The organism is Sphingomonas fucosidasi (assembly GCF_036663855.1).
Lineage (GTDB): Bacteria > Pseudomonadota > Alphaproteobacteria > Sphingomonadales > Sphingomonadaceae > Sphingomonas > Sphingomonas faeni_B.
In genome coordinates this window covers 44,499-68,893 of sequence record NZ_JAXOJR010000003.1, presented here as the reverse complement: position 1 = coordinate 68,893, position 24,395 = coordinate 44,499, and the positions used below count along the sequence as shown (strand labels likewise).

Annotated in this window: 23 protein-coding genes and 3 pseudogenes; 13 read left to right on the top strand and 13 right to left on the bottom strand. The window is 60.8% G+C overall.

What is annotated here, in order from left to right:
- Positions 1–121 precede the first annotated feature (121 nt).
- The 3 genes from U1737_RS06830 (at position 122) to U1737_RS06820 (ending at position 1,986) form a co-directional block, all read left to right on the top strand.
- A complete protein-coding gene (locus U1737_RS06830; protein ID WP_332796109.1) occupies positions 122–325 on the top strand; it encodes a hypothetical protein in 204 nt (67 codons plus the stop codon).
- On the top strand, positions 322–1,284 hold the full coding sequence (locus tag U1737_RS06825) for a tyrosine-type recombinase/integrase (RefSeq protein ID WP_332796395.1): 963 nt from the start codon (positions 322–324) through the stop codon (positions 1,282–1,284). The genes U1737_RS06830 and U1737_RS06825 overlap by 4 nt, the downstream gene beginning before the upstream one ends.
- A gap of 270 nt (positions 1,285–1,554) precedes the next feature.
- Positions 1,555–1,986, top strand: coding sequence for a YciI family protein (locus U1737_RS06820; RefSeq protein WP_332796394.1), 432 nt, complete (start codon positions 1,555–1,557; stop codon positions 1,984–1,986).
- Between the two features lie 400 nt (positions 1,987–2,386).
- Here the strand turns inward: U1737_RS06820 and U1737_RS06815 are convergent, their stop codons facing one another.
- The 3 genes from U1737_RS06815 to U1737_RS06805 form a co-directional block, all read right to left on the bottom strand.
- Complete coding sequence (locus U1737_RS06815) at positions 2,387–4,048, bottom strand: GGDEF domain-containing protein (RefSeq protein ID WP_332796108.1); 1,662 nt, start codon at positions 4,046–4,048, stop codon at positions 2,387–2,389.
- A gap of 326 nt (positions 4,049–4,374) precedes the next feature.
- Positions 4,375–5,495, bottom strand: a protein-coding gene (locus tag U1737_RS06810; RefSeq protein ID WP_332796107.1) for an IS3 family transposase whose coding sequence is annotated in 2 segments (ribosomal slippage) — positions 4,375–5,246 and positions 5,246–5,495 — 1,122 coding nt in all. Because the reading frame shifts where the segments join, the coding sequence is not laid out codon by codon here.
- Positions 5,496–6,067: 572 nt separating this feature from the next.
- Positions 6,068–6,562, bottom strand: coding sequence for a Ros/MucR family transcriptional regulator (locus tag U1737_RS06805; protein WP_332796106.1), 495 nt, complete (start codon positions 6,560–6,562; stop codon positions 6,068–6,070).
- Between the two features lie 475 nt (positions 6,563–7,037).
- Here U1737_RS06805 and U1737_RS06800 point away from each other — a divergent pair, with 475 nt between their 5' ends.
- Positions 7,038–7,433 (top strand): hypothetical protein, encoded by a 396-nt coding sequence (locus U1737_RS06800; RefSeq protein ID WP_332796105.1) that lies wholly within the window; start codon positions 7,038–7,040, stop codon positions 7,431–7,433.
- Positions 7,434–7,664: 231 nt separating this feature from the next.
- Here U1737_RS06800 and U1737_RS06795 read toward each other — a convergent pair whose 3' ends face one another.
- The 4 genes from U1737_RS06795 to U1737_RS06780 all read right to left on the bottom strand — a co-directional run bounded on the left by U1737_RS06795 (position 7,665) and on the right by U1737_RS06780 (position 9,140).
- A complete protein-coding gene (locus tag U1737_RS06795; protein WP_332796104.1) occupies positions 7,665–7,952 on the bottom strand; it encodes a hypothetical protein in 288 nt (95 codons plus the stop codon).
- Positions 7,949–8,089 (bottom strand): hypothetical protein, encoded by a 141-nt coding sequence (locus tag U1737_RS06790; RefSeq protein WP_332796103.1) that lies wholly within the window; start codon positions 8,087–8,089, stop codon positions 7,949–7,951. Before U1737_RS06790 ends, U1737_RS06795 begins: the two co-directional genes overlap by 4 nt.
- Positions 8,090–8,101: 12 nt before the next feature.
- Positions 8,102–8,428: a hypothetical protein gene (locus U1737_RS06785; RefSeq protein ID WP_332796102.1), complete on the bottom strand. Its 327-nt coding sequence runs from the start codon at positions 8,426–8,428 to the stop codon at positions 8,102–8,104.
- Between the two features lie 82 nt (positions 8,429–8,510).
- A complete protein-coding gene (locus tag U1737_RS06780; protein ID WP_332796101.1) occupies positions 8,511–9,140 on the bottom strand; it encodes a recombinase family protein in 630 nt (209 codons plus the stop codon).
- Positions 9,141–9,297: 157 nt separating this feature from the next.
- On the opposite strand from U1737_RS06780, the pseudogene U1737_RS06775 reads away from it, so the two are divergent.
- Positions 9,298–10,139: pseudogene (locus U1737_RS06775) on the top strand (IS5 family transposase).
- A gap of 63 nt (positions 10,140–10,202) precedes the next feature.
- Here U1737_RS06775 and U1737_RS06770 read toward each other — a convergent pair.
- From U1737_RS06770 to U1737_RS06760, 3 genes and pseudogenes are all read right to left on the bottom strand, one after another.
- Positions 10,203–10,982, bottom strand: coding sequence for a response regulator transcription factor (locus U1737_RS06770; protein ID WP_332796100.1), 780 nt, complete (start codon positions 10,980–10,982; stop codon positions 10,203–10,205).
- Positions 10,983–11,152: 170 nt separating this feature from the next.
- A pseudogene (locus tag U1737_RS06765) lies at positions 11,153–11,464 on the bottom strand (integrase core domain-containing protein); the annotation flags it as partial.
- 204 nt (positions 11,465–11,668) lie between these two features.
- Positions 11,669–12,127: pseudogene (locus U1737_RS06760) on the bottom strand (transposase); the annotation flags it as partial.
- 119 nt (positions 12,128–12,246) lie between these two features.
- Here U1737_RS06760 and U1737_RS06755 point away from each other — a divergent pair.
- From U1737_RS06755 to U1737_RS06740, 4 genes are all read left to right on the top strand, one after another.
- Positions 12,247–12,378 (top strand): hypothetical protein, encoded by a 132-nt coding sequence (locus U1737_RS06755; protein WP_332796099.1) that lies wholly within the window; start codon positions 12,247–12,249, stop codon positions 12,376–12,378.
- A gap of 167 nt (positions 12,379–12,545) precedes the next feature.
- Positions 12,546–13,028, top strand: a complete 483-nt coding sequence (locus tag U1737_RS06750; protein ID WP_332796098.1) for a hypothetical protein — start codon at positions 12,546–12,548, stop codon at positions 13,026–13,028.
- 176 nt (positions 13,029–13,204) lie between these two features.
- Positions 13,205–13,618: a hypothetical protein gene (locus tag U1737_RS06745; RefSeq protein ID WP_332796097.1), complete on the top strand. Its 414-nt coding sequence runs from the start codon at positions 13,205–13,207 to the stop codon at positions 13,616–13,618.
- 233 nt (positions 13,619–13,851) lie between these two features.
- Complete coding sequence (locus U1737_RS06740) at positions 13,852–15,240, top strand: exopolysaccharide biosynthesis polyprenyl glycosylphosphotransferase (RefSeq protein ID WP_332796096.1); 1,389 nt, start codon at positions 13,852–13,854, stop codon at positions 15,238–15,240.
- A 160-nt stretch (positions 15,241–15,400) separates the two neighbouring features.
- Here U1737_RS06740 and U1737_RS06735 read toward each other — a convergent pair whose 3' ends face one another.
- From U1737_RS06735 to U1737_RS06725, 3 genes are all read right to left on the bottom strand, one after another.
- Positions 15,401–16,039, bottom strand: a complete 639-nt coding sequence (locus U1737_RS06735; protein WP_332796095.1) for an acyltransferase — start codon at positions 16,037–16,039, stop codon at positions 15,401–15,403.
- A gap of 143 nt (positions 16,040–16,182) precedes the next feature.
- Positions 16,183–17,160 carry an SDR family NAD(P)-dependent oxidoreductase gene (locus U1737_RS06730; protein ID WP_332796094.1) on the bottom strand — a complete coding sequence of 326 codons (978 nt, stop codon included), beginning with the start codon at positions 17,158–17,160 and terminating at the stop codon, positions 16,183–16,185.
- The gene (locus U1737_RS06725) at positions 17,160–18,461 is read right to left on the bottom strand and encodes a UDP-glucose dehydrogenase family protein (protein WP_332796093.1); all 1,302 of its coding nucleotides are present in this window, start codon (positions 18,459–18,461) and stop codon (positions 17,160–17,162) included. Before U1737_RS06725 ends, U1737_RS06730 begins: the two co-directional genes overlap by 1 nt.
- A 394-nt stretch (positions 18,462–18,855) precedes the next feature.
- On the opposite strand from U1737_RS06725, the gene murB reads away from it, so the two are divergent.
- The 4 genes from murB to U1737_RS06705 are packed head-to-tail and all read left to right on the top strand — an operon-like array spanning position 18,856 to position 24,381.
- The gene (gene murB, locus U1737_RS06720; RefSeq protein ID WP_332796092.1) at positions 18,856–19,896 is read left to right on the top strand and encodes a UDP-N-acetylmuramate dehydrogenase; all 1,041 of its coding nucleotides are present in this window, start codon (positions 18,856–18,858) and stop codon (positions 19,894–19,896) included.
- Position 19,897: 1 nt separating this feature from the next.
- The gene (locus tag U1737_RS06715; RefSeq protein ID WP_332796091.1) at positions 19,898–21,205 is read left to right on the top strand and encodes a UDP-N-acetylglucosamine 1-carboxyvinyltransferase; all 1,308 of its coding nucleotides are present in this window, start codon (positions 19,898–19,900) and stop codon (positions 21,203–21,205) included.
- Between the two features lie 27 nt (positions 21,206–21,232).
- Entirely contained in the window at positions 21,233–23,005 is a 1,773-nt protein-coding gene (locus U1737_RS06710; RefSeq protein ID WP_332796090.1) for a type I secretion system permease/ATPase, read from the top strand.
- Between the two features lie 32 nt (positions 23,006–23,037).
- A complete protein-coding gene (locus tag U1737_RS06705) occupies positions 23,038–24,381 on the top strand; it encodes an HlyD family type I secretion periplasmic adaptor subunit (RefSeq protein WP_332796089.1) in 1,344 nt (447 codons plus the stop codon).
- The last annotated feature ends 14 nt before the right edge of the window (positions 24,382–24,395 follow it).

The window sequence follows — 24,395 nt, the reverse complement described above, 5'->3', positions numbered from 1 at the left end:
TCTGGTCCTCATAACAGGGCCGGAATCGAGTGCCATTTTTAGCCAAAGGTTCCAGAACTCAAGCCACTATACGTATGATAATGTCCTTTATCGGATGTAGCAGCTGCGCTAGCATCCGCCGATGATCTACCGCGTCCAGCTCGTCCCGCAGCCGATCGTCATCGATGCCGATGGCCTGCCTATACCCAACTCGCACGTCGTTGAGATCACCTTCCCCGGTGACACAATCGAAACCGCACTTGGTCGCGTGAACACCATCGTTGGGGCCGGTGTCGCAAAGATCATTGTCGGTGACGCGACAATTCGGGGCGTACCGTTATGCTGAACGCCCTTTCCCCTCTGCCCTCGCCGGCATTCATGTTGCCAGCCTTAGTCGCCTCTGCTGGCGATCGCGCACAGCTACGCTTTCTCGAGTTCTTCGCGGTCACGATCCGCAATGCGCATACCCGCCGCGCCTATGCGCGTGCGGCGAGCGAGTTTTTGGCGTGGTGCGAGGCTCGCGGCGTTGCCTCGATCGTTGGCGTGCAGCCGCTGCATGTTGCGGCATGGGTCGAACAGCTCGGTCACGTGGTGAGTGTGCCGACTGTCAAACAGCGGCTTGCTGGTGTGCGTCATCTGTTCGACTGGCTGGTAACCGGCCAGGTCATACCGACGAACCCGGCCGCCTCGGTGCGTGGGCCGACGCACAGCGTCCGGCGCGGCAAGACACCGGTGCTGGCTCCCGAAGAAGCGCGGAGATTGCTGGACGCGATCGACGTGACGACGCCGGCAGGTTTGCGCGACCGGGCGCTGATCGGGTTAATGGTCTATTCGTTCGCGCGGATCGGTGCGGCGTTGGAGATGCGGGTGGAGGACGTGTTCGTGCAGAACCGGCGCCTCTGGGTGCGGCTTCACGAAAAGGGCGGCAAGCGACACGAGATGCCATGCCACCATAATCTGGAAGAGTATCTGTCCGCCTACCTCGACGGCTGTGCGCTTCGCGAAGACCGCAAGGGGCCGTTGTTTCGCACGATCGCACGCGGGACGAGGCGACTAAGCGACACCCCCCTGCCCCAGGCCAATGCCTTCCAGATGGTGCGTCGTCGCGCCGTTGCGGCCGACATCGAAACGGCGATCGGCAACCACTCGTTCCGGGCAACCGGGATCACCGCCTACCTAAAGAACGGGGGCGCCTTGGAGCGGGCCGCGACGATGGCGAACCATGCGTCTACCCGCACCACCCAGCTTTACGATCGTCGTCCTGACGACGTGACGCTGGACGAGGTGGAGCGGGTACTGATTTAGCCAATCGGGATGTTGCGAATGTGCATCGGAACAGGATCGTTATGTACCCGACTTTCGCGATGATGCCGGCGTTGAAAGGAATGCGCTCGTCACGCAAATCAGAACATTTACCACAAGGCATCATCGATCCACGTTCGGTGCTCGAAGCGACCTCTTCCTCGTGGCTGATCGTCTCTTGGAGAAAGGTTTTACTGCTAGGATCTCGAATGCCGAAGGTATCGTTCGTCGTGTAGCAGCCAAGAGAGTGGCGACCTCGTAAGGAGAACGATGATGCGCGTGATGGTTTTCGTAAAAGCGACCGAGGACAGTGAAGAGGGTATGAAGCCGTCGCCCGAGCTCAGCCAGTTGTTCGTGGACATGGGCAACTTCAACGAGGACCTGGTCAATACCGGCATCCTGATAGCCGGTGATGGACTCAAGCCCTCGGCACAGGGAAAGCGCATCGCCTTCGACGGTCCGGGCCGCACAGTGATCGACGGACCCTTCGCCGAAACGCGCGAACTGATAGCCGGCTATTGGCTCTGGGAGGTCAGGGACATGGACGAGGCGGTCGAGTGGGTGAAGCGCTGTCCCAATCCGATGTTCGGGCCGAGCGAGATCGAGATCCGTCCCCTGTACGAGGCCGAAGACATGGCCGACCTCATTCCCTATGAGGCCGCAGCGATCCACGACGGCGTAGGTAAGAAGCTGGCGGAGCGCTGACGAACTTGCCCGCTGCCGTCATGGTCGCATAGCCACCAACAGCTACACCAGCCTTGGGTTTTGTTCGCTGCACGGTCCGGTTGTAGATCGTATAATACGTTGCCGCGGGGGGCGCCGTGAGAAGTCCGACCACAAGCGCGTATGATCATGAGAGGCCAAACGGGCGCGGCGTAGATCGCCGCATATCCCAGCCCGTAATGCACGCCCATGGCCAAGTGCCCCTGCCCAGGTGGTCGACTGCATCAGAACGATCAATGTCACGGCACCGATCCAGCTCGCAGCAAGGGCACTGCCGGCACGCACGAAGTTCCGGAACGCGCGTGGCATGATCGAAGACCGGGCTGAGCAGTGTTGCGTAGGGCCGACTATCGCCAAACTTGAACGCTAAACATCGCAGCGCCTACGCGGCTTCCCCCTCAAACACGACGCGATTCCGTCCGCCTGCTTTGGCCTCGTACAGCGCACGGTCGGCCTTGCTATACAGCGCAGCGAACGGTCCACTGGCGGTGCTATGAGCGACGCCAATGCTCACTGTCACTGCAGGGTAGATATCGTCATCGCTAGTGGCCAGCTCCTTGCGGACGTCATCAGCGAACCCCTGCAGGGCATGCGCAGGAACACCGCTGATACCGACCAGAAATTCCTCTCCGCCAAGCCGCCCTGCCAAACAGGCGTGGCTATCTTCCAGTGCTCGCAGGCGCATGCTCAATCTGACCAGCACGGCGTCGCCAACCTCATGGCCGAATTGATCGTTAATGCGCTTGAACCGGTCGACGTCGATCAGCAGCAAACCGAATGGCGTCTCGTGCATGTCGCCGAACGCCTGTTCGGATCGACGCACGAAACCCCGTCTGTTGAGGAGGCCGGTCAGGGCGTCACGCTCGGCCACTTCCGCGAGCGCGATTCCCGCCGCGATCGCAGTATCCCGTTCGATCCGTAACACTCCCAGACGACGCGTTGCCAGAGCAGAAAGACAGATCGCCTGGAAAGCAGAGGCGAACAGCACTGCGATCTGGGCGCCGCCACCAAAGAGGCCTGTACTGAAGTCATAAACCTGCGTTGCGGCCAGCATCAGCATAGGGACAATCCACGCGCCGAGGAGATCGCGTGCGTCTGGTTCGCCCCGCCGGTAGCCAACGACGAGCCCCGATCCAATCGTTGCGAGGATCGATAAAGTTAGGATCGCAAGGCCGGTACCGATCATCGTCAGATCGGCCCCGGGTACAGCTGACCACCCACCAAGAAAGACGACAGCGATCGCAGCACCGAGGATCGCAAGCCGTATCTGGTGTGGCAACACGACCTTCAAGACGCTGATCGCACTGAGGCTCGCGAACAGGATCGCTAGGCAGGCAAGGACGGTACTGAGCTGGCTGGTTGATGTGCCGGCGATTTGCGGGAAAAGGAATAGCGAAACCTGCGACCAGACCAGCCCCCAACACACCATCATGGCCGCCCACAGTCCATGCCATAGGAAAAGGCGTCGGCGAACTGCAGCCGCCAAGGTGAAATTATAGAGGGCGGTAACCGCCAGCAGGGCTACTGCGGCGCCAATCAGGGCAGCACACAGTTCGAACTGGCGAGACACCATATCAGCTGGAACAAGGCGAACCCGTAGCAATCCGTAGCTCTGGAGACGGTCGATCTTGAACCAGATGGCAGTCAATGGCACCGTCCGCCGACGCGCCTGAAATGCGATCTGGCCACCAATCCGCCAATGATCCCCGAACGCTCCCTGGCTCACCCCCTGGGTTTCACTTGCCCCATCGGCGAACGCAAAGATCACCTTCAGGCGGTCGAAACGGGTCGTATGAACTAGGACTGCAGTGTGGGTGTGCAGGCTTCGCATTGGTAAACGCAGCCACAATGTTGCCTGCTCGTATCCAAACGGGAGCCCTGCGCAATCAATCAAGGAAGGCGGTTGGTCGGCTGCAGCAGCAGGCCGAACGGCAAAGCAGGTGTTTATCGGAGGTGAGGCGAAGGCAGAGCAGCTGACGGCGGCTACCATCAACAAAACCACCAAGGCGAGCCGTACAATCTGCCCGATGGCACATTTGAACATCGAGCACCTATGCACCGCAATCCCAATGCTGGGTTCGTGGCATGCAATCGATATGGCATCAACTTTTCTGGCCACCCAGCCTGATATCTGAGGTAATCAGGGCGATCCGTCCGAGGCGATTTCACCCCGAAATATGACTCGTCGTTGGGCTCAAAATGCCAGTTGGTTTTTGCAAAAGTGGCGACATACGAGACGTTCGGAAGTCAGGATTTTTGGATCATGACGGCAGCGCTGGTAAATCTGCGACGACACGGACCTCCCCAAAATAGCGGGCATTTGTTCTTCAATTTGGGTGACGCATACTGCCGTTGACCTGCTCCCCGTTTTCAGGCCGCTGATAACTTAGCTTCGGTTTCCATATGCCCCTGGCGGGGGCGGTTCGTAAACTCGGCGGGAGCCATCCCGCCAAGACTGCTGTGCGGACGCACGGTGTTGTAGTCCGTCCGCCATGCCTCGATGATCCGTCTCGCCGCAGCCAGCGAGGGGAACAGGTGTTCGTTCAGACACTCGTCGCGCAAGCGACCATTGAACGATTCCACAAAGCCATTCTGCTGCGGCTTCCCCGGGGCGATGTAGTGCCACTCGACCCCGGTGTCCTGACACCAGGCGAGGACGGCATGACTGGTCAGCTCGGTGCCGTTGTCGCTGACCACCATGCACGGCAGCCCGCGACGCTCGGCGATGGCGCTCAGCTCGCGAACGACCCGCCGACCCGACAGCGAGGTGTCGACGATGCATCCCAGGCATTCCCGGCTGTAGTCGTCGATGACGTTGAGCATGCGGAACCGCCGGCCGCAGGCCAACGAGTCCGATACGAAGTCGAGCGACCAGCGCTGGTTGGGTTCTTGCGGGATCGCCATCGGCGCCCGCGTGCCCAGCGCGCGCTTGCGACCGCCACGTTTGCGCACCGTCAGTCGCTCCTCGCGATACAGCCGATACACCTTCTTCAGGTTCATGCCCTTGCCCTCCCGCTTGAGCAGGATCGCCAGCCGTCGATAGCCGAAGCGACGACGTTCGTTCGCGATCTCGCGCATCCGCTCGCGGACAGCATCGTCCTTCCCGCGAAGCGGCTCATATTGCCACGCCGACCGGTTGACCCCGATCAGCCTGCAGGCGCGACGCTCGGAGAAGCTGTGGTCGGCCATCAGCTTCTCCACCGCAGCGTAGCGATCTCCAGACCGGGTCAGTTTTTTCCCAGCAGATCCTTCAGCGCCGACACGTCGAGCATCGACTCCGCCAGCAGCTTCTTCAGCCGGCGGTTCTCGTCCTCGAGCGCCCGCAACCGCGCCGCCTCCGACACGGTCATCCCGCCGTACTTCGCCTTCCAGTTGTAGAACGTCGCGTCACTGATTCCATGCTTCCGGCACAGCTCGGCGGTCTTCACGCCGGCCTCATGCTCGCGCAGCACGCCAATGATCTGATCCTCGGTAAATCGGCCTCGCCGCATCACTCGTCTCCATCTGACGAGCTAACTTACCAATGGCATGAATTCTGGGGAGCAGGTCACCGTCTCAAGAGACCGGCATCTAACCCTGACGGAGAAGCCCATGTTTATTCTCCTCGCCCTTGCGCTGGCTTCGCAACGGCCCCCGCCTCCCCCGACGGATGGACCTGGTAGATGGTCTTCGGTCAAGACAGATCAGATACTTACGAATGAACTGTCTTGCGCGCCGAACGGCAAATTCGCCGTCAATCTAAAATGGCGTTTTCGGCATGGCTTAGTACGGGCGTTGATCAAACGTCACAATGTGGCATTGACGCAGAAGGAGAGCGATAAACTGCTCAACGCTCTTGCCAATGCGACCGACCTCCTCCCGTCCAGATGGGCTGCGTCTCGACCAAGGATGCGTCGATTAACGTCGTCTATGTCAGTCGCGAAAGTGGCCAATTCTCTGAAATGAAGCTCGTTGCATTGGCGACTTTCGAGACGTCCGAAACTTAGGACATCTGCGGCGCTCGAAATTGGCGTCGAACGCTTCTAGTACGATCAGGAGGAGGCTTGGCCTCCCCCCGGCCGTTTTAAGCAGGCTCAGCGAATTTGGCAGCACGCGGCTTGCGCGCCACCTTTGGGGCTTCGCCATCGGTCTTTACGATGGTCTGCCCCGGCTTGCGGCCGAGACCGATCGACTTCGCCATAGTCCGACGCGCTTCGGAGTACGAAGGGGCGACCATGGGATAGTCCGCCTTGAGGTTATAGCGCGCACGGTATTCCTCAGGGGTCATGCCGTGGGTTGTAAGATGGCGGCGCAGCGTCTTGTATGGCTTGCCGTCAATCATCGAAATAATGTGATCGGGCGACGCCAGTGATTTACGCGCGGTGACCGCAGGTTCGTAGGTCTGCGCGGGCTCTTCCGCATCAGCCGGCGTCGATCCCTCAGAAAGTTGCAAAACGGCTGCGTGCATCGAGATCAGAAACGCTGGAACATCGTCCGCGTTCGTGCGGGTATTTGGATTTGTCAGCCATGCAGCAGTCAGCTCAGCAGCCAGTTCAACGGGGTTGATTTCATCGTTCATCAGAATCTCGATATGTTTGGAGGCCCATCAAATATATTTGCCCGGGAATATATTCAAGGCGTCGGATCCCATTAAATTAATTCCTATCCAAGTTGGCATAATCGGGGCTGCTATGTTCGTGACGCTGCCTACGGTGTAAAACTGTCATTCAGATTGCTGCCTCTTCGTTGAGGTCCGCCAAGATCGTGCGAATTGCACTGTGCTCGAGATCATCCTCGATATCTGAGAACTTTACCATCAGACCACCCAGTTCCGTCGCCGGTACCACGCCAGTAAAGTGGTTGGTTGCTGTGACGGCCGATAAACCATACGATCCGCCTCAATGGTTTCAAATCGCTTCGCCCGCTTAACGGCTCTGATAGTAGGAGCGATCGCGTATTTCCTTCGACCTTGGTCCTGCGGCCGCGCTCTGGGCTCATTTTCCCCCCAAGACGACGTACCTTACGCCAACTTCGATCTTCATGGCTTTGGAGCCGTGACCGGCTGGTTTCTGGCCATTGCCTTTGCCCCATCAGTGTTCTGGTTGGCACGACGGGTCATCGCAGCCGGCGAGAGCAAAGAGGAAATACGTGCCTCACCTCTTCAAGTGCAGGCGGTGCTTGGTTCATTTCTTATCGCGCTGGCGCTCGGCGCGCCCACGTTCAACCAAATTTCTTATGTGGTTGGCCTACCGCTAGCAGTGATAACGCCCGTGATTGTGTCGATGCTGGCTTGGGTAGCAGTCGTTGCGGTGTTCTGGATGGCGTTTATACAGCGGACAGACGCGCAGCATATCTTCAAAGCGACTAAAGGAAGGGCCTCGCTGTTGGCGGCGCTGATCGGGGTGCCAAAGATTCTGATAGTCGGATCATGGGTCCTCCGGGCACCATAAGCTGCGGTTCCCCTCAGTTTCATTCCAAGCTCACCGCACGAGGGCGCTGATGGGTGCTAAACTGCTGTACGCGGGAGCACATCACGCAGCCAATTCGGGGACGACGAAATCGAGTCGGAGCGGTTGGACGAGCGTGTTGATGGCCGCGGCGCTTTCGCCGACATCGTGTCCGACTTGCAACTGGTTAGCCTACGGCCGACAGCCGCGCAATGTCGGCTATCGCCGTCTGTTTTACCAAAAGACGATGGTCAGCTCTCCACCCAACCCGGCCATTCGTGATATAAAAATCAAACAGAGCGTGTGAAAAGTCGTGAGCAGCGGCGTAGATGGTGACGGGTTGCTGACCGGGCCGTCATCGAGCTGAATGTTCTCCGGGATGCCTTCGAACGGATTGTCCTCCTTCGGTGCCATCGCCCGGAACAGGAAGCGCTGCGCCGCCTCGGCATCCTCACCATAGATGAGCGCATATTCCTGATAGACGACGCCCGACCGGTCATCGACCACCGAGAACAGCATCAACGTCGGCGTGCCGTTACGACCGGTTTGATCCAGGTCGGGGCCTTCAACTGCTTGAGGTCTGACGGACTCATGTCGAAATGCCAGAGCATATTGGCGCGTTCGGCCTGGTAGTGCACCGCAGTCGGCTCGCGCGTCATGCGGTCGAGGTCTTACCCGCGTTGCCGCATGTGCCGGTTGAGCGTCGATGCCGCCAACCGCCCTGACGGCAGCTTCACCAGACCGCGATCGAGAGTCTCGACGCCGTGTTCGGTGACAATTTCGAGGATACGCTTCGTCGAGAGACGACGGTCCTGTCGGTTGGTCGTGCGGCTCTTCATCGCCGCGACGACCTCGCACCACCATTCAATCTCGCCATCAGGCATGGTGCGCGACAGCCGGCGATCGACGCGGTGTGCGTCCTTCGGCCGTCGCTCGCCGCGCAACAGCCGGTAGAGCGTGGCTAGGCTGATGTCGTAAAGTTCGGCGGTTGATGCCATCAGCGGCTGCCGCTCGGGATGCCTTGCCGCAACCGACGCCGGAGCGTCACGATCGCCTCAATGGGGACCGTGACGCCCACGCTCATTTACGCGGCCTGGCTTTGCGATTGCGGGTGGGGCCGGCGTCAAGCAACGCCTGTCCCGGTGCCTTGGGCGTTCCGTCGCCATTGACGTAGACATAAAGCGTGGTGGTGATCCCGAGGCGCTTGGGGACATCGGCCGCGACAGCACCCCGATCGGACATCGTCGCCATCGCCATCGCCCTCGTCAGCGTCGCGGGGTTCATCTTGCGCGGCCGACCGCCCATGTGACCACGTGCACGCGCTGCGGCGAGGCCGGCATGGGTGCACTCGGCGATCACCTCGCGCTTGAATTCGGCGAACGCTGCGAAGATGCCGAAAGCGAGACGGCCATTGGCGGACGTCAGGCCGATCTGCGCGCCGGCACCGGCCAACACCTTCAACCCGATCCTGCGCGACCGGAGATCATCCGCCGTTTTCACCAGGTGGCGCAGATCGCAGTCGAGTCGGTCCAGCTTCCAGATGACGAGCGTATTACCCGGCTGAAGCGCCTTCAGGCAGGCGGTGAGGCCCGGCCGGGCATCATGCCGATCCGAGGCCATATCCTCATAGATGCGAGATGGATCGGTGCCGGCTGCGTGCAAGGCGTCGCGCTGCGGTTCCAGCGTTTGCGTGCCGTCCGACTTGGACACCCGGATACCCGCATCACCCAACTCTACGATCGATGATCCGACGACGTGTCATTGGACGAGGTGGAAACGATGCCGATTTAGAGCTCGACCGAAAAATTAGCTGAGCGACTTCAGTAGGTTGTGATTCACCGGAGGTTACGAAGATCACGTGGGTTACATGGGCTGGACTGAAACCGCTTGGCGCGAGCGAGACAGAAGGGGGCTGCGCTATGCAAGCGATTGTACCGATAAGGAATGAGCTGTTGTCCGGCCATTATTGAGGCGAACATCAGAGGAGGGGCGCCCGCGCAAGCACATGGCGCGGACCCTGTGAGATGCGATCCAGTATACCGCCACGACAGGGTGCCAATGGGCGCAACTGCCCCAAAGGACTTCCCGCCCTTCACGGTGGTGCAACATCATTTCTACCGGATGCGCGACAACGGCCTGCTCGATGTCATCAACGCGGTGCTGGTGGTATGGGTGCTGCTATCGGAAGGTCGCGAACCGGTGCCGACTGCAGGCATCATTGATATCCGGCCGGTGAAGACAACCGAAGCGGGTGGACCGTGGGGATAGGGGCCAGCAAGAAGATCGAAAGGCGCAAGCGACATGTCGTGACCGACACACTCGGCAACATGGTGACAGGCGTAGTGCACGGCGCCGATGTTCAGGATCGCGACGGCGCCCCGGGCCTCATCGAACGTTCCTGCGACGCGTTCCCACCCTCACCAAGCTGTTTGCCGATTGCGGGTATGCCGGACAGAAGCTCGAAGCGGCAGTCGCGCACATTGATCGGCTGACGATCGAAATCATCCGGCGTTCTGACCTGATAGGTTTTGCCGTTCTACCGCAGCGCTGGGTCGTTGAACGCACCCTAGCATGGTTCAATCGTTGCTGGCGCCTCGCAAAGGATTTTGGGAAGCAACAATCGCATCGTCCGAAGCCTGGATGGTCGTCTCATCAATCAGGCGGGAGACGCGCCATATTGCCAAACTCCAATTAGGAGGCGGGCTCTAATAAAATACATTAAAATAATAATTTTTATAATGTATATATAATAAATAAGGCAAGCTACACGATTTACTGATTACCTCTGTGACACTCAATATTTTTTATTGAACGGTATCCCTCCTTTCTGACTGTCTCTATGAATAATACATTGGTATGCTTTAGAAACTTTCTGCGAAGCCTACTTATATAGACATCTATTATACGATGATCTTTGCTTTCAGATTTACCTAAAACAACACCGGCAATATAGCCTCTGCTTTTCACTGTACCCGGTTCGGAAAACAATATCTTAAGCAACCTAAACTCGATATTATTTATCGCTATTTCATTATTATCTAAATTATAGAGCTTTATTTCGTTGCAATCTAGAGTCCAGCCGTGGAATCTAAATTCCGAAATTGGTGCAATATTAGAAGTAAATGCGGAGTTCGCATAAAACACTTGTGATAGTGAAAGTCTACGTAAAATAGCACGAATCCGAGCCAGTACCTCACGCCAGTGGCAGGACTTCGTTATGCAATCGTCGGCTCCGACTTCAAGCGCGATTATCCTGTCCGTTTTATCATCATATTCCGATCTAACTAATAACCCAAGACCGGGTTTATTACGGACCAGCCATCGTAATATGGAAAATCCGTCATTACTAGAAAGTTTCGTATCTAATATCACCATGTCGTATGGTCGAGCTGATAATAACGCTAAAAGCTCATTGCCATTGTTAGCTATATCTACGGAAAATCCGTTATGTATCAATATGTCTTTCAGTGGTGTGGTAGATGACAAATCACTATCAAGAATAATAATATATACTTTCCTAGTTTCTTTCGAAACATTATTAGTTATATGCATAGGACTAGTTATACCCCGCACTGCCCATGGACTCCCGGACCTGATCTTCAAGATTCTTACCTAGATCTACTATTACAAAATCTAGATAGGTTGAGTTTGGAACCTAACTGCCGAGTTGACAATGGCTCGCCTTCAGCTCGTAACGTGCTCTCCGTTTTTAGGCCGATAACTTAGCTTCGGTTACCAGCTCCGGTTACCATATGCCCTTGGCGGGGACGTTTCGTAAACTCGGGGGGTGCCAACCCGCCAAGGCTGTTGTGCGGACGTACGGTGTTATAGTCCGTCCGCCATGCCTCGATGATCCGTCTCGCCGTAGCCAGCGTTGGGAACAGGCGCTCGTCACGCAAGCAACCATTGAACGATTCTACAAAGCCGTTCTGCTGCAGCTTGCCAGGTGCGATGTAACGCCACTCGATTCCTCTGTCCTGGCATCAGGCGAGAACAGCGTGACTGGTCAGCTCGGTGCCATTGTCGCTCGTGATCGCTGGCATAACAGCAGCGGCTGACTGCACACATTACGATGACGAAATTCGCTCCCTAGGTATGCCGCTAATCTGAAATCATGAGAGGTGGCTCGGTTCATTTGAACAGCTCAGTGCGGTTGCCAAGCGGAACGCCTGCCGGGACAGATGGCTTGGTTTGTCTGCACAGGGTTGCGGCTCGGATAAGTGAATTACCGCAGTTGATCATGCCGCTGCGAGAAGCGGCTGCCAGAAGTATACCTGGTCGGGCGTGCGGCCGCCAAGCGCAGAGTGGGGCTTGGCGGCATTGTAGAACGCTAGATAGCGTCCAATGCTGGCGCGGGCCTCGGGGACCGACGCATAGGCGTAGAGGTAGACATCCTCGTATTTGACCGAGCGCCATAGGCGCTCCACGAACACGTTGTCGCGCCAGCACCCCCTGCTATCCAGGCTGATGGCGACCTGCTCGCGGTGCAGGACGGCGTGTCAACGGCGAAAACTTCGTGGTCGTGAATTGCGAGCCCTGATTGCTGTTGATGATCGTGGGCTTGCCGTAGCGAGCCAAAGCTTCCTCCATCGCTCGATGTAGAATTCTGTATCGAGCGAGATCGACACCCGCCACGCCCGCACGCGCCGGGTGAACCAGTCGATGACGGCGACGAAGTAGATGAAGCCCCGCGGCATTGCGCCTCTGTGCATTATTCGGACACAGATTCACGACAGCTTAGAATTCACGACAGCGAGCGCCTAAATTATGATCAATTAGCGCGGGATGCGGGGAGCTACGCGCGATCACCGACCCCGTGGGACTGGATCTGGGCGGTCGCTGCCGCCTCGCCGTGGCACGGCGCTATGTCCTGCCGTATTGGACTGGCGATGTGACATGGCGCGTCATCGCCGACGAGGCGGGGGGCAAGGTCGTGACCATTCGCTGACGATGTCATACCCCGCGCCGGGTCGCGGCCGGCAGTGGCCTGCGGCTCCGGCAACGGGATGTCCGGGTCTTGCGGCGCTTAACGATCTTACGCTGTCGCTAACCTTGTCGCTTAAACATGCTATAAGTGCTGGAGCGTACAGTTTCCCTAACATTCGGGAAAGCAACATGCGCTCCAATACCGTTCAGACCGCCTATGCCTCGCATGGCAGCAATAATGGCGACAATCGTGAAGTCGAGCGCGGTCTGCTGGGCCGACGCGGCGTATTGCGGGTCGGCGAAGACGTGCAGGCGAGCGACGTGCTGGTCCTGGATCTTACCCGCGACGGTTGTGGCATCCAATGCAGCGCACCGGTCAAGCCGGGAACTCGCATCGAGATCGGGATTGCTAATGTGGGGCGTATCTCGGGAACCGTGCTGTGGCATGGGCCGGACAGCTTCGGTTGCATGTTCGATCGCCCCCTGCCCGCCGGTTCCGTGACGGCTGCGTTCGGGCCGCCCAACGTCCTGTCGTTCCCGCTCGCTCCGGAGAGCGCGGCACCGTCCGATGCGAACAACAAACTGGCACCGCGTACCCGCCTCTTAATGATCGGCGTGGCGATGGCCTTGTGCTGGAGCGCGGTCGGGGCCGTGGCGTTCGTTCTCGCCTGAGGCACCGTTCGCGGATCGGGCGTATGCGCGAAACCGGGAACCGCAGTGGAACACAAATCAAACGAAACGCAAACAAACCGTGTTTTTTCCTTTGCAGCGACTCGTGAATGATTCATGGAGTCGGGATGCTGATCCGCGCCGAAAACCGCTGGCTCTGACCGATCGACTGGGATCAGGTGTCGAATGCCATCCGGTTCGGTCGGGCGCGAGCGCGGTGCGAACAATGCCGGCCACCGCATCTGCGGCGGATCGCACATCTGGGCGACGGGCGCTGGTGGGATGGTGCAGTGCGGGAATGGTGTTCGGATCGCGGCCGGCGGATCGCGCGGCCTCCGAAGATTGCGCTGGCCGATGTCCGGACGACTTATGTGGTGTTGGCATGTGCGCATCTTGACCATGATCCGGGCAACAACACCGCCGGAAATCTTGCCGCGCTCTGTCAGCGTTGCCACATGCTGCACGACGCGGTCGAGCACCGCTGGCAACGGTGGTGGAACGTATTCCGGCAGTGTGCCGTCCGCGACCTGTTTGAAGACTCACCAATGACCCGTCGGCGGCTGACTACCATCGGTCGCGGCCATCGGTCATGATCCGCTGACGATGGCCCGGGCATAGCCGGACGGGCGGCGTGATACATCGGGAAGCGGGTGGCGGTTCGACCAGAATATGGTACATTGCATCGATAGTCGGCATCCGGCCGCCCTGTTTTGCGGTAATACATACGGTGTTGTTTAATCCATGCTGCACTGCAAAATTTTGTTATCTCTTAATACGCATTGCGATAAATGGTTCGACTGGGTCGCAGTCGGGGTAAATAACCAATATGGGCTTTGATGCGTTTTATGGTCGGGACAGGCGGCAACAGGGGGAACGGAGCGTTACACCGGCTGCCATCCTTCGCTATCGCGCCTTTGGCGGCCTGATCCTGATTGATGCACTGTCCCTCGTTCTGGGGTTTTCGGCGGCAGGACATCTGCGCACCGTGCTGTTCGGACAGACCCCGTGGGCGCTTGCCGTCATCGCGTTGGTCCCGGTCTATTTCGTCACTGCATTCGGGGTCCGCGCTTATGACAGCGAATGTCTGCAGCGGTCGCGCCATGCCGCGTGGCAAGGTGGCAAGGCCCTGCTGCTGGCGGTTTGTACCGTCATCCTGGTCGCGTTCGCATTCCAGGCGACCGAGGATTTCCCCCGCACGGTAATGCTGTTCGGCGCCGTGACGACCTTTCTGCTGATTGCCGCGGCACGCTATGTCTTCGTAACCAACCTGCGTCATATCATCGGCGGCAATCCGTTCACCGTAATGCTGCTGCATGACGGCTACTCGCCGGTGCCCGCCGGCAGTAATTCGTCCATGGTGGCGATCCAGGATCGGTTCGATCCCGACGTACACGATCCGATCATGTATGACCGGCTGGCGCGGATCATTACCAGCGCCGACCGGGTCATCATCGCATGCGCTCCCGAAAAACGCGCGTCATGGGCAAATGCGCTCAAGAGCACCAATGTGCAGAGCGAGATATTCATCCCCGAACTGGACCAGCTGGCTCCACTGGGGGTTTCCGCCTACGCCGATATGCCGACGGTCATCGTCGCGGTCGGCCCGCTTGGCCTGTTCGAGCGCTTTATCAAGCGGGTATTCGACGTGGTAGTATCGGGTACGGCGTTGCTGGCGCTGAGTCCGTTGTTGGCGCTGATTGCGTTGATGGTGAAGCTAGACAGCCCCGGCCCGATCTTGTTCAAGCAGGTGCGGATCGGGTGTAGGAACGAGATGTTCCGCATTTGGAAGTTCCGCAGCATGTTCGTCGAGGGCAGCGACAGCGCCGGGCACCGCTCCGCCTCGCGCGAAGACAACCGCATCACCCGTGTCGGCCGGTTCATCCGCAAGACCAGCATGGACGAGCTGCCGCAGGTCATCAATGTGCTCAGAGGCGACATGAGCATTGTCGGCCCGCGTCCCCATGCGCTGGGATCGCGCGCCGCCGAAAAGCTGTTCTGGGAAATCGATGGTCGGTACTGGCAGCGCCATTCAGTCAAGCCGGGCCTGACCGGGCTGGCACAGGTGCGCGGCTATCGCGGCGCGACGCCGTTCGAGAACGACCTGCGCAACCGGCTTCAGGCCGATCTCGAATATCTCGAACACTGGTCGATCTGGCGCGATATCAAAATCGTCCTGATAACCTTCAAGGTGTTGTTGCATCGTAACGCCTATTGAACCGCACCGGCTCGCAAGGCGGCGTTTTCCGTTACGGGCTTTGGCACGCGGTTGCTCTCCGCGATTCCGTCGATGTTGAAGGAAATGGCGCGGTACACGGGCAGCCGATATCGCGCAGCTCTGCATGCGCGGCGATTCCACCCTGGCAGGCAGCAATCCGTCATACCTGCCATTCAACGTCGCGGACGTACCGGGCTGGTATGCCGGCGACCAGTGCGCCGGGAGCCACGTCGCGCGTCACCACCGATCCGGCGGCGACGATCGCACCGTCGCCGATCGTTACCCCCTTCACGATCGTGACATTGGCACCGATCCAGACATGGTTGCCGATCCGCACCGGCCCTTCGCGGCTGCGCGCCCCGGTCAGAGTGTGATGGTCGGTATCCATGATCGTCACGCAGCGCGCGATCGCCACGTCATGGCCGATAGTGACCGTGCCCAGACATTCGACATGAAAATTGTCGGCGATATAGCCGCTGCCCAGCGTAAGTCGCCCGCGTGGCCCGATGCGGATGCTGCCGCCACGGTGGAGCACGAAATTGCCGTCCACCTGCAACCGGCCACCGCGGCGCACAACGACCTCGGTCGGTCGGGCCGCCTGTCCATCCCACCGTTTACCGATCGACAGGCGCCCCGGCCCTTCGATGGCGTCGGACGCGGCGACCAGGTAGCCCCGCTGATAGATCAGGATCGGCCGGAGGTGGCGCAGGCGCGCCAGCAGCGTGGCCCATGGCGCCAGCATGGCCATGCGCCGCAGACGGCCGGACGACGAGGGCGCCGTGTCGGAACGATCGGTCATACTGTCACCGAACCTCGTTATGGCCTCGCCTGCCGGCGCGGCGGATGAGTGGCGTATGAGCCACGGATCGCTACAGTGATATGGCAGTCAGTATTAACATTCCCCAACAGCGAGGGGACAGCGCCCTATCAGCCGGTGGTACCCTACTGCCCATAGAAATCACGGTACCAGTCGGCGAAACGGGTCAGCCCTTCCGCCAGCATTACTTTCGGCTTGTAACCGGTCAGCGCATGCAGCTTCGACACGTCGGCATAGGTCGCGGTCACGTCGCCGGGCTGCATCGGGCGCATGACCTTGACCGCCTCGCGGCCGATCGCGCGCTCCAGCGTCTCGATCATCTCCATCAAACCGACCGGGCAGCTGTCGCCGATATTGAGCAGCCGGTTTTCGGTACCTGCTGCCGGATTGTCGAGTGCGCCGACGATGCCATCGACGATATCGTCGATATAGGTGAAGTCGCGCGCCATGCGCCCTTCGCCGTACACCTCGATCGGATCGCCGCGCAGAATCTTCTGGGTGAAGCCGAAATAGGCCATGTCGGGTCGGCCCCACGGGCCATAGACGGTGAAGAAGCGCAGGCCCGTCTGCGGCAACGCATAGAGGTGCGCGTAGGACTGGCTCATCAATTCGCACGACCGCTTGGTCGCGGCATAGAGCGAGACGGGGCGGTCGACGCGCTCATCCTCGGTAAAGCCGTTGCCGCCCATCGGCTTGTCGCCATAGACCGAGCTGGACGAGGCATAGACCAGATGCTCGAAGCCCGGCGCATGGCGACACGCCTCCAGGATCGACAGGTGTCCGGCAAGGTTGGACCGCTGATAGGCGAAGGGATTGTCGATGCTGTAACGCACCCCCGCCTGTGCCGCGAGGTGGACGACACGGGTGATCCCGTGCCGCGCCACTAGTGCGGCGATCCCCTCGGCGTCGGCGATGTCCATGCGTTCGAACACGAATTCGCGCCGGCCGTTGAAGGTCGACAGCCGCGCATCCTTCAATGCCGGATCATAATAGTTGTTCAGGTTGTCGACGCCGATCACCGTCTCGCCGCGTTCGATCAGGCGGTGGGATACGGCATGGCCTATAAAGCCTGCCGCCCCGGTGACAAGGATCGGCGTCGGCATCAGCGACCTACCGCGTGATAGGTAAAGCCGGCCTTTTCGATCATGTCGCGCGGATAGATGTTACGCATGTCGATCATGATTGGTGCGCTAAGCAACGACTTGACCCGGTCGAGGTCGAGCGCGCGGAACGCATCCCATTCGGTGACGATCGCGACTGCATCCGATCCTTCGATCGCTTGATACGGACCCTCACAATATGCGACGTTGTCGAGCACCTTCTTGGCCTGTTCAGTGCCTTCGGGATCGAAGGCGCGAACGGTGGCACCGGCATCCTGCAACGTCTGGATCACCGCGATCGCCGGGCTGTCGCGCATGTCGTCGGTATTGGGCTTAAAGGTCAGGCCCAGGATGGCAACGGTCTTGCCGCGCACGTCGCCGCCCATCGCGGCGATGACCTTGCGCCCCATCGCGCGCTTGCGGTTGTCGTTCACGCTGACGACCGCTTCGACGATGCGCTGCGGAGCGTCATGGTCCTGCGCGGTTTTGAGCAGCGCCAGCGTATCCTTGGGGAAGCACGAACCGCCATAGCCCGGCCCCGCATGCAGGAACTTCGACCCGATGCGATTGTCCAAGCCGATGCCACGCGCCACGTCCTGAACGTCGGCTCCCACCTTTTCGCACAGGTCGGCGATTTCGTTGATGAAAGTGATCTTTGTCGCGAGGAACGCGTTGCCGGCATATTTGGTCAGCTCGGCGGCGCGGCGGCTCATCTCGATCACCAGCGACCGATTGAGCGTCAGCGGACGATAGATCTGGCGCATCACTTCCATCGCGCGTTCGTCGTCACCGCCGACGACCACGCGGTCGGGTCGCTTGAAATCGTCGATCGCGGCGCCCTCACGCAGGAATTCTGGGTTGGAGACGACCGCGAAATCGGCGTCGGGATTGGCCTCGCGAATGATGCGTTCGACTTCGTCACCCGTGCCGACCGGCACGGTCGATTTGTCGACGATGACGGTGAAGCCGGTGATCGCGCCCGCGATTTCCCTGGCCGCAGCATAGACGTAGCTGAGGTCGGCATGGCCGTCGCCCCGGCGCGACGGGGTACCCACCGCGACAAAGATCGCCTCGGCATCCTTCACGCTTTCGCTCAGATCGGTGCTGAACCGCAGCCGTCCGGCCGCAACGTTGCGCCCGACAAGCTCGTCAAGACCCGGTTCGTAGATCGGCATCCGCCCGTCGAGCAGCGCGTCGATCTTCGACTGATCCTTGTCGATGCAGATTACATCATGCCCGAAATCCGCGAAGCACGCCCCGGATACCAGTCCGACATACCCCGATCCAACCATCCGGATGCGCATTTATAATTCCTTCGCCACTATCGTATCTTGCAATGCAGCACGCCTTAAACGCATAAGTTTAACGCTTCCACCAACAAACGATGCACGTACGCGATTGACCGCAGACTGCACAATATCGCGCGGCGGGTGAAGTATTTTGCCGATCGGGTGAAAGCCGCCATGGGCCATGCCACGGCGCGATCGCAGAACCGGAATGTGCCGGAATGAAACGGTTGGAACAGCGCCGGCAATATTGGTCCGATCGGTGCCGAATAAGTATCTGGACCCGGTCGGTCGCACAATCTATATCCAGTCACCGCATGATGACCATGTTCCCCGCCGCATAGAGGGAACGGGCACGACGCAGGACAGGCATGCCAAGCGGTCGCTCAGGTCAGGATGCGCAGAAATAAAGATGGAATCGACCTACTCTGCAACATCGGATGACCGGTGGAACGACCCGCGCACCGCAACCACGCTCACCGTCCTGACGGCGGCGGTGGGTGCCGCATGCGTGGAGACTGATGTGCCGTTAGCGACGCTGGGCCGCTGGCAGATTGGCGGGCCGGCGGATTTTGTAGTCACCCCGACCGATGCCGAGTCGCTCGGCCGCGTACTGGCGGCGATCACGGATCTGGGCGTGCCGCGCGTCATCGTCGGCGACGGATCGAACCTGTTGTTCGACGATGCCGGCTTTCGCGGCGTCATCGTCCGCATCGGTCGCGCGCTGGATGGGTTCGCGGTCGCTGACGGCGGTATCGTCGATGCGGGCGCAGGGCTGTGGGTGCCGACGTTCGTGCGGCGGGTGATCGGTGCCGGCCTGTCGGGCGCGGTTCATGCGATCGGTATTCCCGGCACGCTGGGCGGCCTGGTTACGATGAACGGCGGCAGCCAGCGGCGCGGTATCGGCGAGAACGTCGTCCATGTCGACGCGCTGGATCATCACGGCAACTCGCACCGGCTCGACCATGCGGCGCTTGGCTACAGCTACCGCGCGTCGCGGTTGCAGGCTGGCGATCTGGTCGTCACCTCGGTCCGGCTGCGCTTTGCGCACGGTGATGGCGCCGCGATGCACCGCGAGGCGCGGTCGATCCTGCGGTCGCGCCGCGAGAAATTCCCGAAGGTCCGCGCGAACTGCGGATCGGTGTTCGTTAGTGATCCCAAGCTGTACGACCTGATCGGCCCGCCGGGCATGGCGATCGAGCGCGCCGGGCTGAAGGGCAAGGCGATCGGGGGCGCGCAATTGTCGCCCGACCACGCCAATTTCATCGTCAACAACGGCGGCGCGCGCGCGGCCGACGTGCTGGCGCTGATTCGTATCGCCCGTGACCGGGTAGCCGACCTGTCGGGCATCCGCATGGATGCCGAGGTGCGCCACCTGGCCCCCGACGGCACTTTGTGCCCGGCCCATGAAGTTGCCGACCGTCTCGACGTCGCCCAGTACCAAGGAATCTGACATGACTGCGCCCGCATTTTCCGCACCGGACAACGCCACGATCGAAAGCCGCGACCCCGACCGCATCCTATCGGTACGCCCGTCACGCCTCGAAGGAATCGTCACGGTCAGCGGCGCCAAGAACAGCGTGCTGCGCCTGCTGGCCGCGTCGCTGCTGACCGGAGAGCGCATCGTTCTCGACAATTATCCCGAAGGGCTGCTCGACGCACAGGTCCATGTCGGTATGCTGGAAGTGCTGGGCAAGCGCTGCACCGTTACCGACGGCACGCTGACCATCGAGGAAGCATCGCCCCCGCCGGGCGAACTGATCTGGGAAGGGCGCTCGATCCGCAACACGCTGCTGATCCTCGGCGCGCTGACCGCGCGGACCGGGGCTGGCAGCGTGCCGTTGCCCGGCGGCTGCGACCTTGGCGGGCGTGGCTACGATCTGCACGAACTGGTGCTGACCAAGCTGGGCGCGCGCGTGTACGGCAAGGACGGCCGGCTGTATGCCGAGGCCCCGGACGGCCTGACCGGTGCTGATATCATATTGCCGCTGCGTTCGACCGGCGCGACCGAGAACGCGCTGATGATTGCATCGCTGGCGCGCGGCACGACGCGGCTGTGGAACCCGCATATCCGGCCCGAAATCCTCGACCTATGCGATTTCCTGCGCGCGATGGGGGCCACGATCACCGTGCATGGCCAGGAAAGCATCGAGATCACCGGCGCGGAGCATCTGAACGGCGTGACGCGGCGGGTGATGCCCGACAACATGGAAGCCATGACGTGGCTTATCGGATCGGTCATTACCGGCGGCGACGTGGAAATCCGCGATTTTCCGTTTGCCGACCTTGAAGTGCCGCTGATCTTCCTGCGCGAGAGCGGGGCGAAAATCTTCCGTGAGGGATCAACCGCGATCGTGCGGTCGGGCCGCCCCTATCCGGTGGAGATCAGCACCGGACCGTATCCGGGTATCAATTCCGACATGCAGCCGCTGTTCGCGGCACTGGGCGCGTGCGCGCAGGGCGAATCGCGGATTGTCGACCTGCGCTTCGCCGGCCGCTATGCCTATCTGGAGGAATTCGCGAAGATGGGTGTGGAAAGCTTCGTGCGCGACGGTACGGCGCATATCCATGGGACGCAGGATCTACGCGGAACGAACGTGCGGGCGCTGGACCTGCGCGCTGGGGCGGCGCTTGCGTTGCTCGGCCTGCGTGCCGCTGGCGAGACGCGGATCGCCGATGCGTGGCAGATCGAGCGTGGTTATGATAAATTTCTTGAAAAAGCGCGCGGGCTTAACGCCAGCATGACCTATTTCGACCAATAGTCCGGGCATCGGGTCGAAGGAATCAGAATGCAGGTTGAACAAAATCCGCTGCGCTACGCGCTGAAGGCATGTCGGCGTCACTTCTGGTCGGTGGGGCTGTTTTCCGGCCTCATCAACCTGCTGTACCTCGCCCCGTCGATTTTCATGCTGCAGGTCTATGACCGGGTGGTACCGACGCGCGGCGTGCCGACGCTGCTGGTCCTCTCGCTGATCCTAGCGGTGTCGCTGATCGTGTTCGCGCTGCTTGACACGGTGCGGATCCGGTTGCTGATGCGCGCCAGCCTCCGTCTGGAAAAGCTCGCGGCGTCTAACATCCTGCACCGTATCATCGGCAGCGGCGGCGCCAGCCCGGCTCAACGAGCGCAGGCGATGCGCGATTTCGACACGTTGCGAGGCACGCTGACCGGACCGGCGATCATCGCGCTGTTCGACGCGCCATGGGCGCCGATCTACATCATCATTTCGTGGTTGCTGCACCCTATGATCGGGATGCTAGCGCTGATCAGTTCGCTGATGCTGATCGCGCTGGCGGTGGCCAGCGACTGGTCGGTCAAGAAATCGGTCGCCGACGTTTCTGCCCGCACAAATCATGCCTATCGGTCGCAGGATTATTCGATCCAGGCATCCGAAGTGGCTCGGGCGCTGGGCATGCGCGAGGCGGTGGTGCGCCGCCACCTGTCCGAACGCGCCGACCTCGCCCAGCGCCAGTCGGACATCGCCGGCAGTTCGGGCGGCTTCCTGGCTGCAACCAAGTTCCTGCGGCTGTTCCTGCAATCCATGGCGCTAGCGCTGGGTGCGTATCTGGCGATCAATCAAGAGATTTCGGGCGGGGCGATCTTTGCCGCGTCGCTGATCCTGGGCCGGGCGTTGCAACCGGTCGAGCAGATCCTGAACGCCATGAAGAACGTAATGGGCGCGCAGAACGCCTACAAGAGCCTCGACCAGTTCTGTCGTTTGCCCGACGTCACCGCGTCGCGTACCACCCTGCCCGTACCGCGCGGCCGGATCGAGGTGGACGGCATGACAGTGCGGGTGCCGGGATCGGATCGGGTGCTGCTCAATAACCTCAGCTTCACGATCGAACCGGGTACCATCGTCGCGCTGGTGGGACCAAGCGGGGCCGGCAAGTCGACGCTGCTGCGCACGCTGGCCGGCGGGATCGTGCCGGATGAGGGCGAGGTGCGCATCGACGGCGCGCGGTTGAACGACTGGAACCCCGACGAACTGGGTCGCCATGTCGGTTATATGCCGCAGACGCCGACATTGTTCCCCGCCACCGTCCATGCAAATATCTCACGCTTCCGCGCGCTGACCGATAGCGGCGGCGAGGCGTTAGACAAGGACGTGCTGGCCGCCGCCACTCTGGCAGGCGCGCATGAGGTTATCCTGCGGTTCGAGCATGGCTATGACACGCGGCTTGCCGTGCGCGAGGGCGGCGGCCTGTCGTCGGGCCAGCGCCAGCTGGTCGCATTGGCGCGCGCGCTGTTCGGATCGCCGGCCATCTTCTATCTGGACGAACCCAACGCCCATCTCGACATCAACGGCGAGACGCGGCTCATCACGACATTGCAGGAATTGAAGGCGCGAGGCGCGACCGTAATCGTCTCGACCCACCGGACCGGATTGCTGCAGGCGGTGGACAAGGTGATGCTGCTGCGCGACGGCGTGATCCAGGTCTATGACGACCGGGCTAACGTTCTGCGGTCGGCACCGCCGCCAGAGGAATCCCGCGAACCCGGCCAACTTGACCAACGGGGCCAGGCAGCCGGACAATCCAGCGCCCAAGGAGGCCAATCGTGAGCGGAGAACCCGTCCCCCGCCAGCAGGTTCTGGTGGCCGAACGCAGCGTCGTCGGCAATCCCGAAGCGGTGCTAAACGATTCGCCGAACCGGGCCATGCTGGCTGGCATCGCCATCGCCGTGTTGTTCTTCGTGATCCTGCTGGGCTGGGCGGCGATCGTCCGGCTCGACGCGGCGGCGGCGGGCGAGGGCCGCGTGACCGTATCGGGCAACCGGCAGACGGTGCAGCACCGCGATGGCGGCATCATTGATGAAATGGATGTTCGCGACGGTATGACGGTGGCGCGCGATCAGATCCTGATCCGGCTGAAAGGGGCGGAGGTCGCGGCGACCGAACGCGCCCTTGCCGGCAGCGTCATCGACCTTGAAGCACAGCGCGCGCGCCTGGAAGCCGAAATCAGAGGCGGCCCGATCCAGTGGCCTGCCCGGTTTGCGACCCTGACTGGGCCCGATCGCGCGCTAGTCGACCGTTCGATCAAGCTTCAGAACGCCCAGCGTTCCGCCCGTCAGGGTGCGCTGGCATCCAACCGTGCCGTCATCCGTCAGCAGGAAGCGGAAGCATCGCAGCAGGTCGGCGGCTATTCGGCGCAGGCCCGTGCCACGGCGCAACAGCGCCAGTCGCTGCAGGAACAGCTTGTCGCCACGCGCAAGCTGGCCGACGAAGGCTATGTGTCGCGCAACACGGTGCGCGGCATCGAACGTTCGATCCAGCAGCTGGAAGGCGCTGATGCTGATTATGGCGCGCGTGCCGGCGCCGCGCGGGAACAGGCGGGACAGGCGCGGGAATCCGCCGTATCGAGTACGCGTCGCTATACCGAGGATGCGGCGACCGCCCTGCGCGATACCCAGTTCCAGCTGAACGAGGTCATGCCGCGGTGGCTCGCGGCGAAGGAGCAATTGGAACGCACCGTGATCCGCGCGCCTGTCGCCGGCCGGGTCGTCGACCTGAAAATCTATTCGCGGGGCGGCGTGGTTCAGGCCGGACAGCCGATCCTTGACATCGTGCCCGATACCGCGCCGCTGGTTATCAAGGCCAATTTCGCGCCAGGGGACATCGACGGCGTCTATGAAGGCCGCACGGCCGAGGTGAAGTTTCTGTCGCTGCACGAACGTGATCTGCCGATCCTGCTGGGATCAATCCGCAACGTGTCAGCCGACAGCCTGAGCGACGAGAAATCGGGTCAGCGCTATTTCACCGCCGAAATCGTGGTGCCGCGGAACCAGATTGCAATGCTGCGCCGGGTTCGCGGTGCCGATCTGGGCATCCGTCCGGGCGTACCGGTCAGCGTGCTGGTGAAACTGCGCCAGCGTACCGCGCTCCAGTATCTGCTCGACCCATTGATGGAAACATTCCGTCGATCAATGCACGAACGTTGACGGGCAGGCGTGAT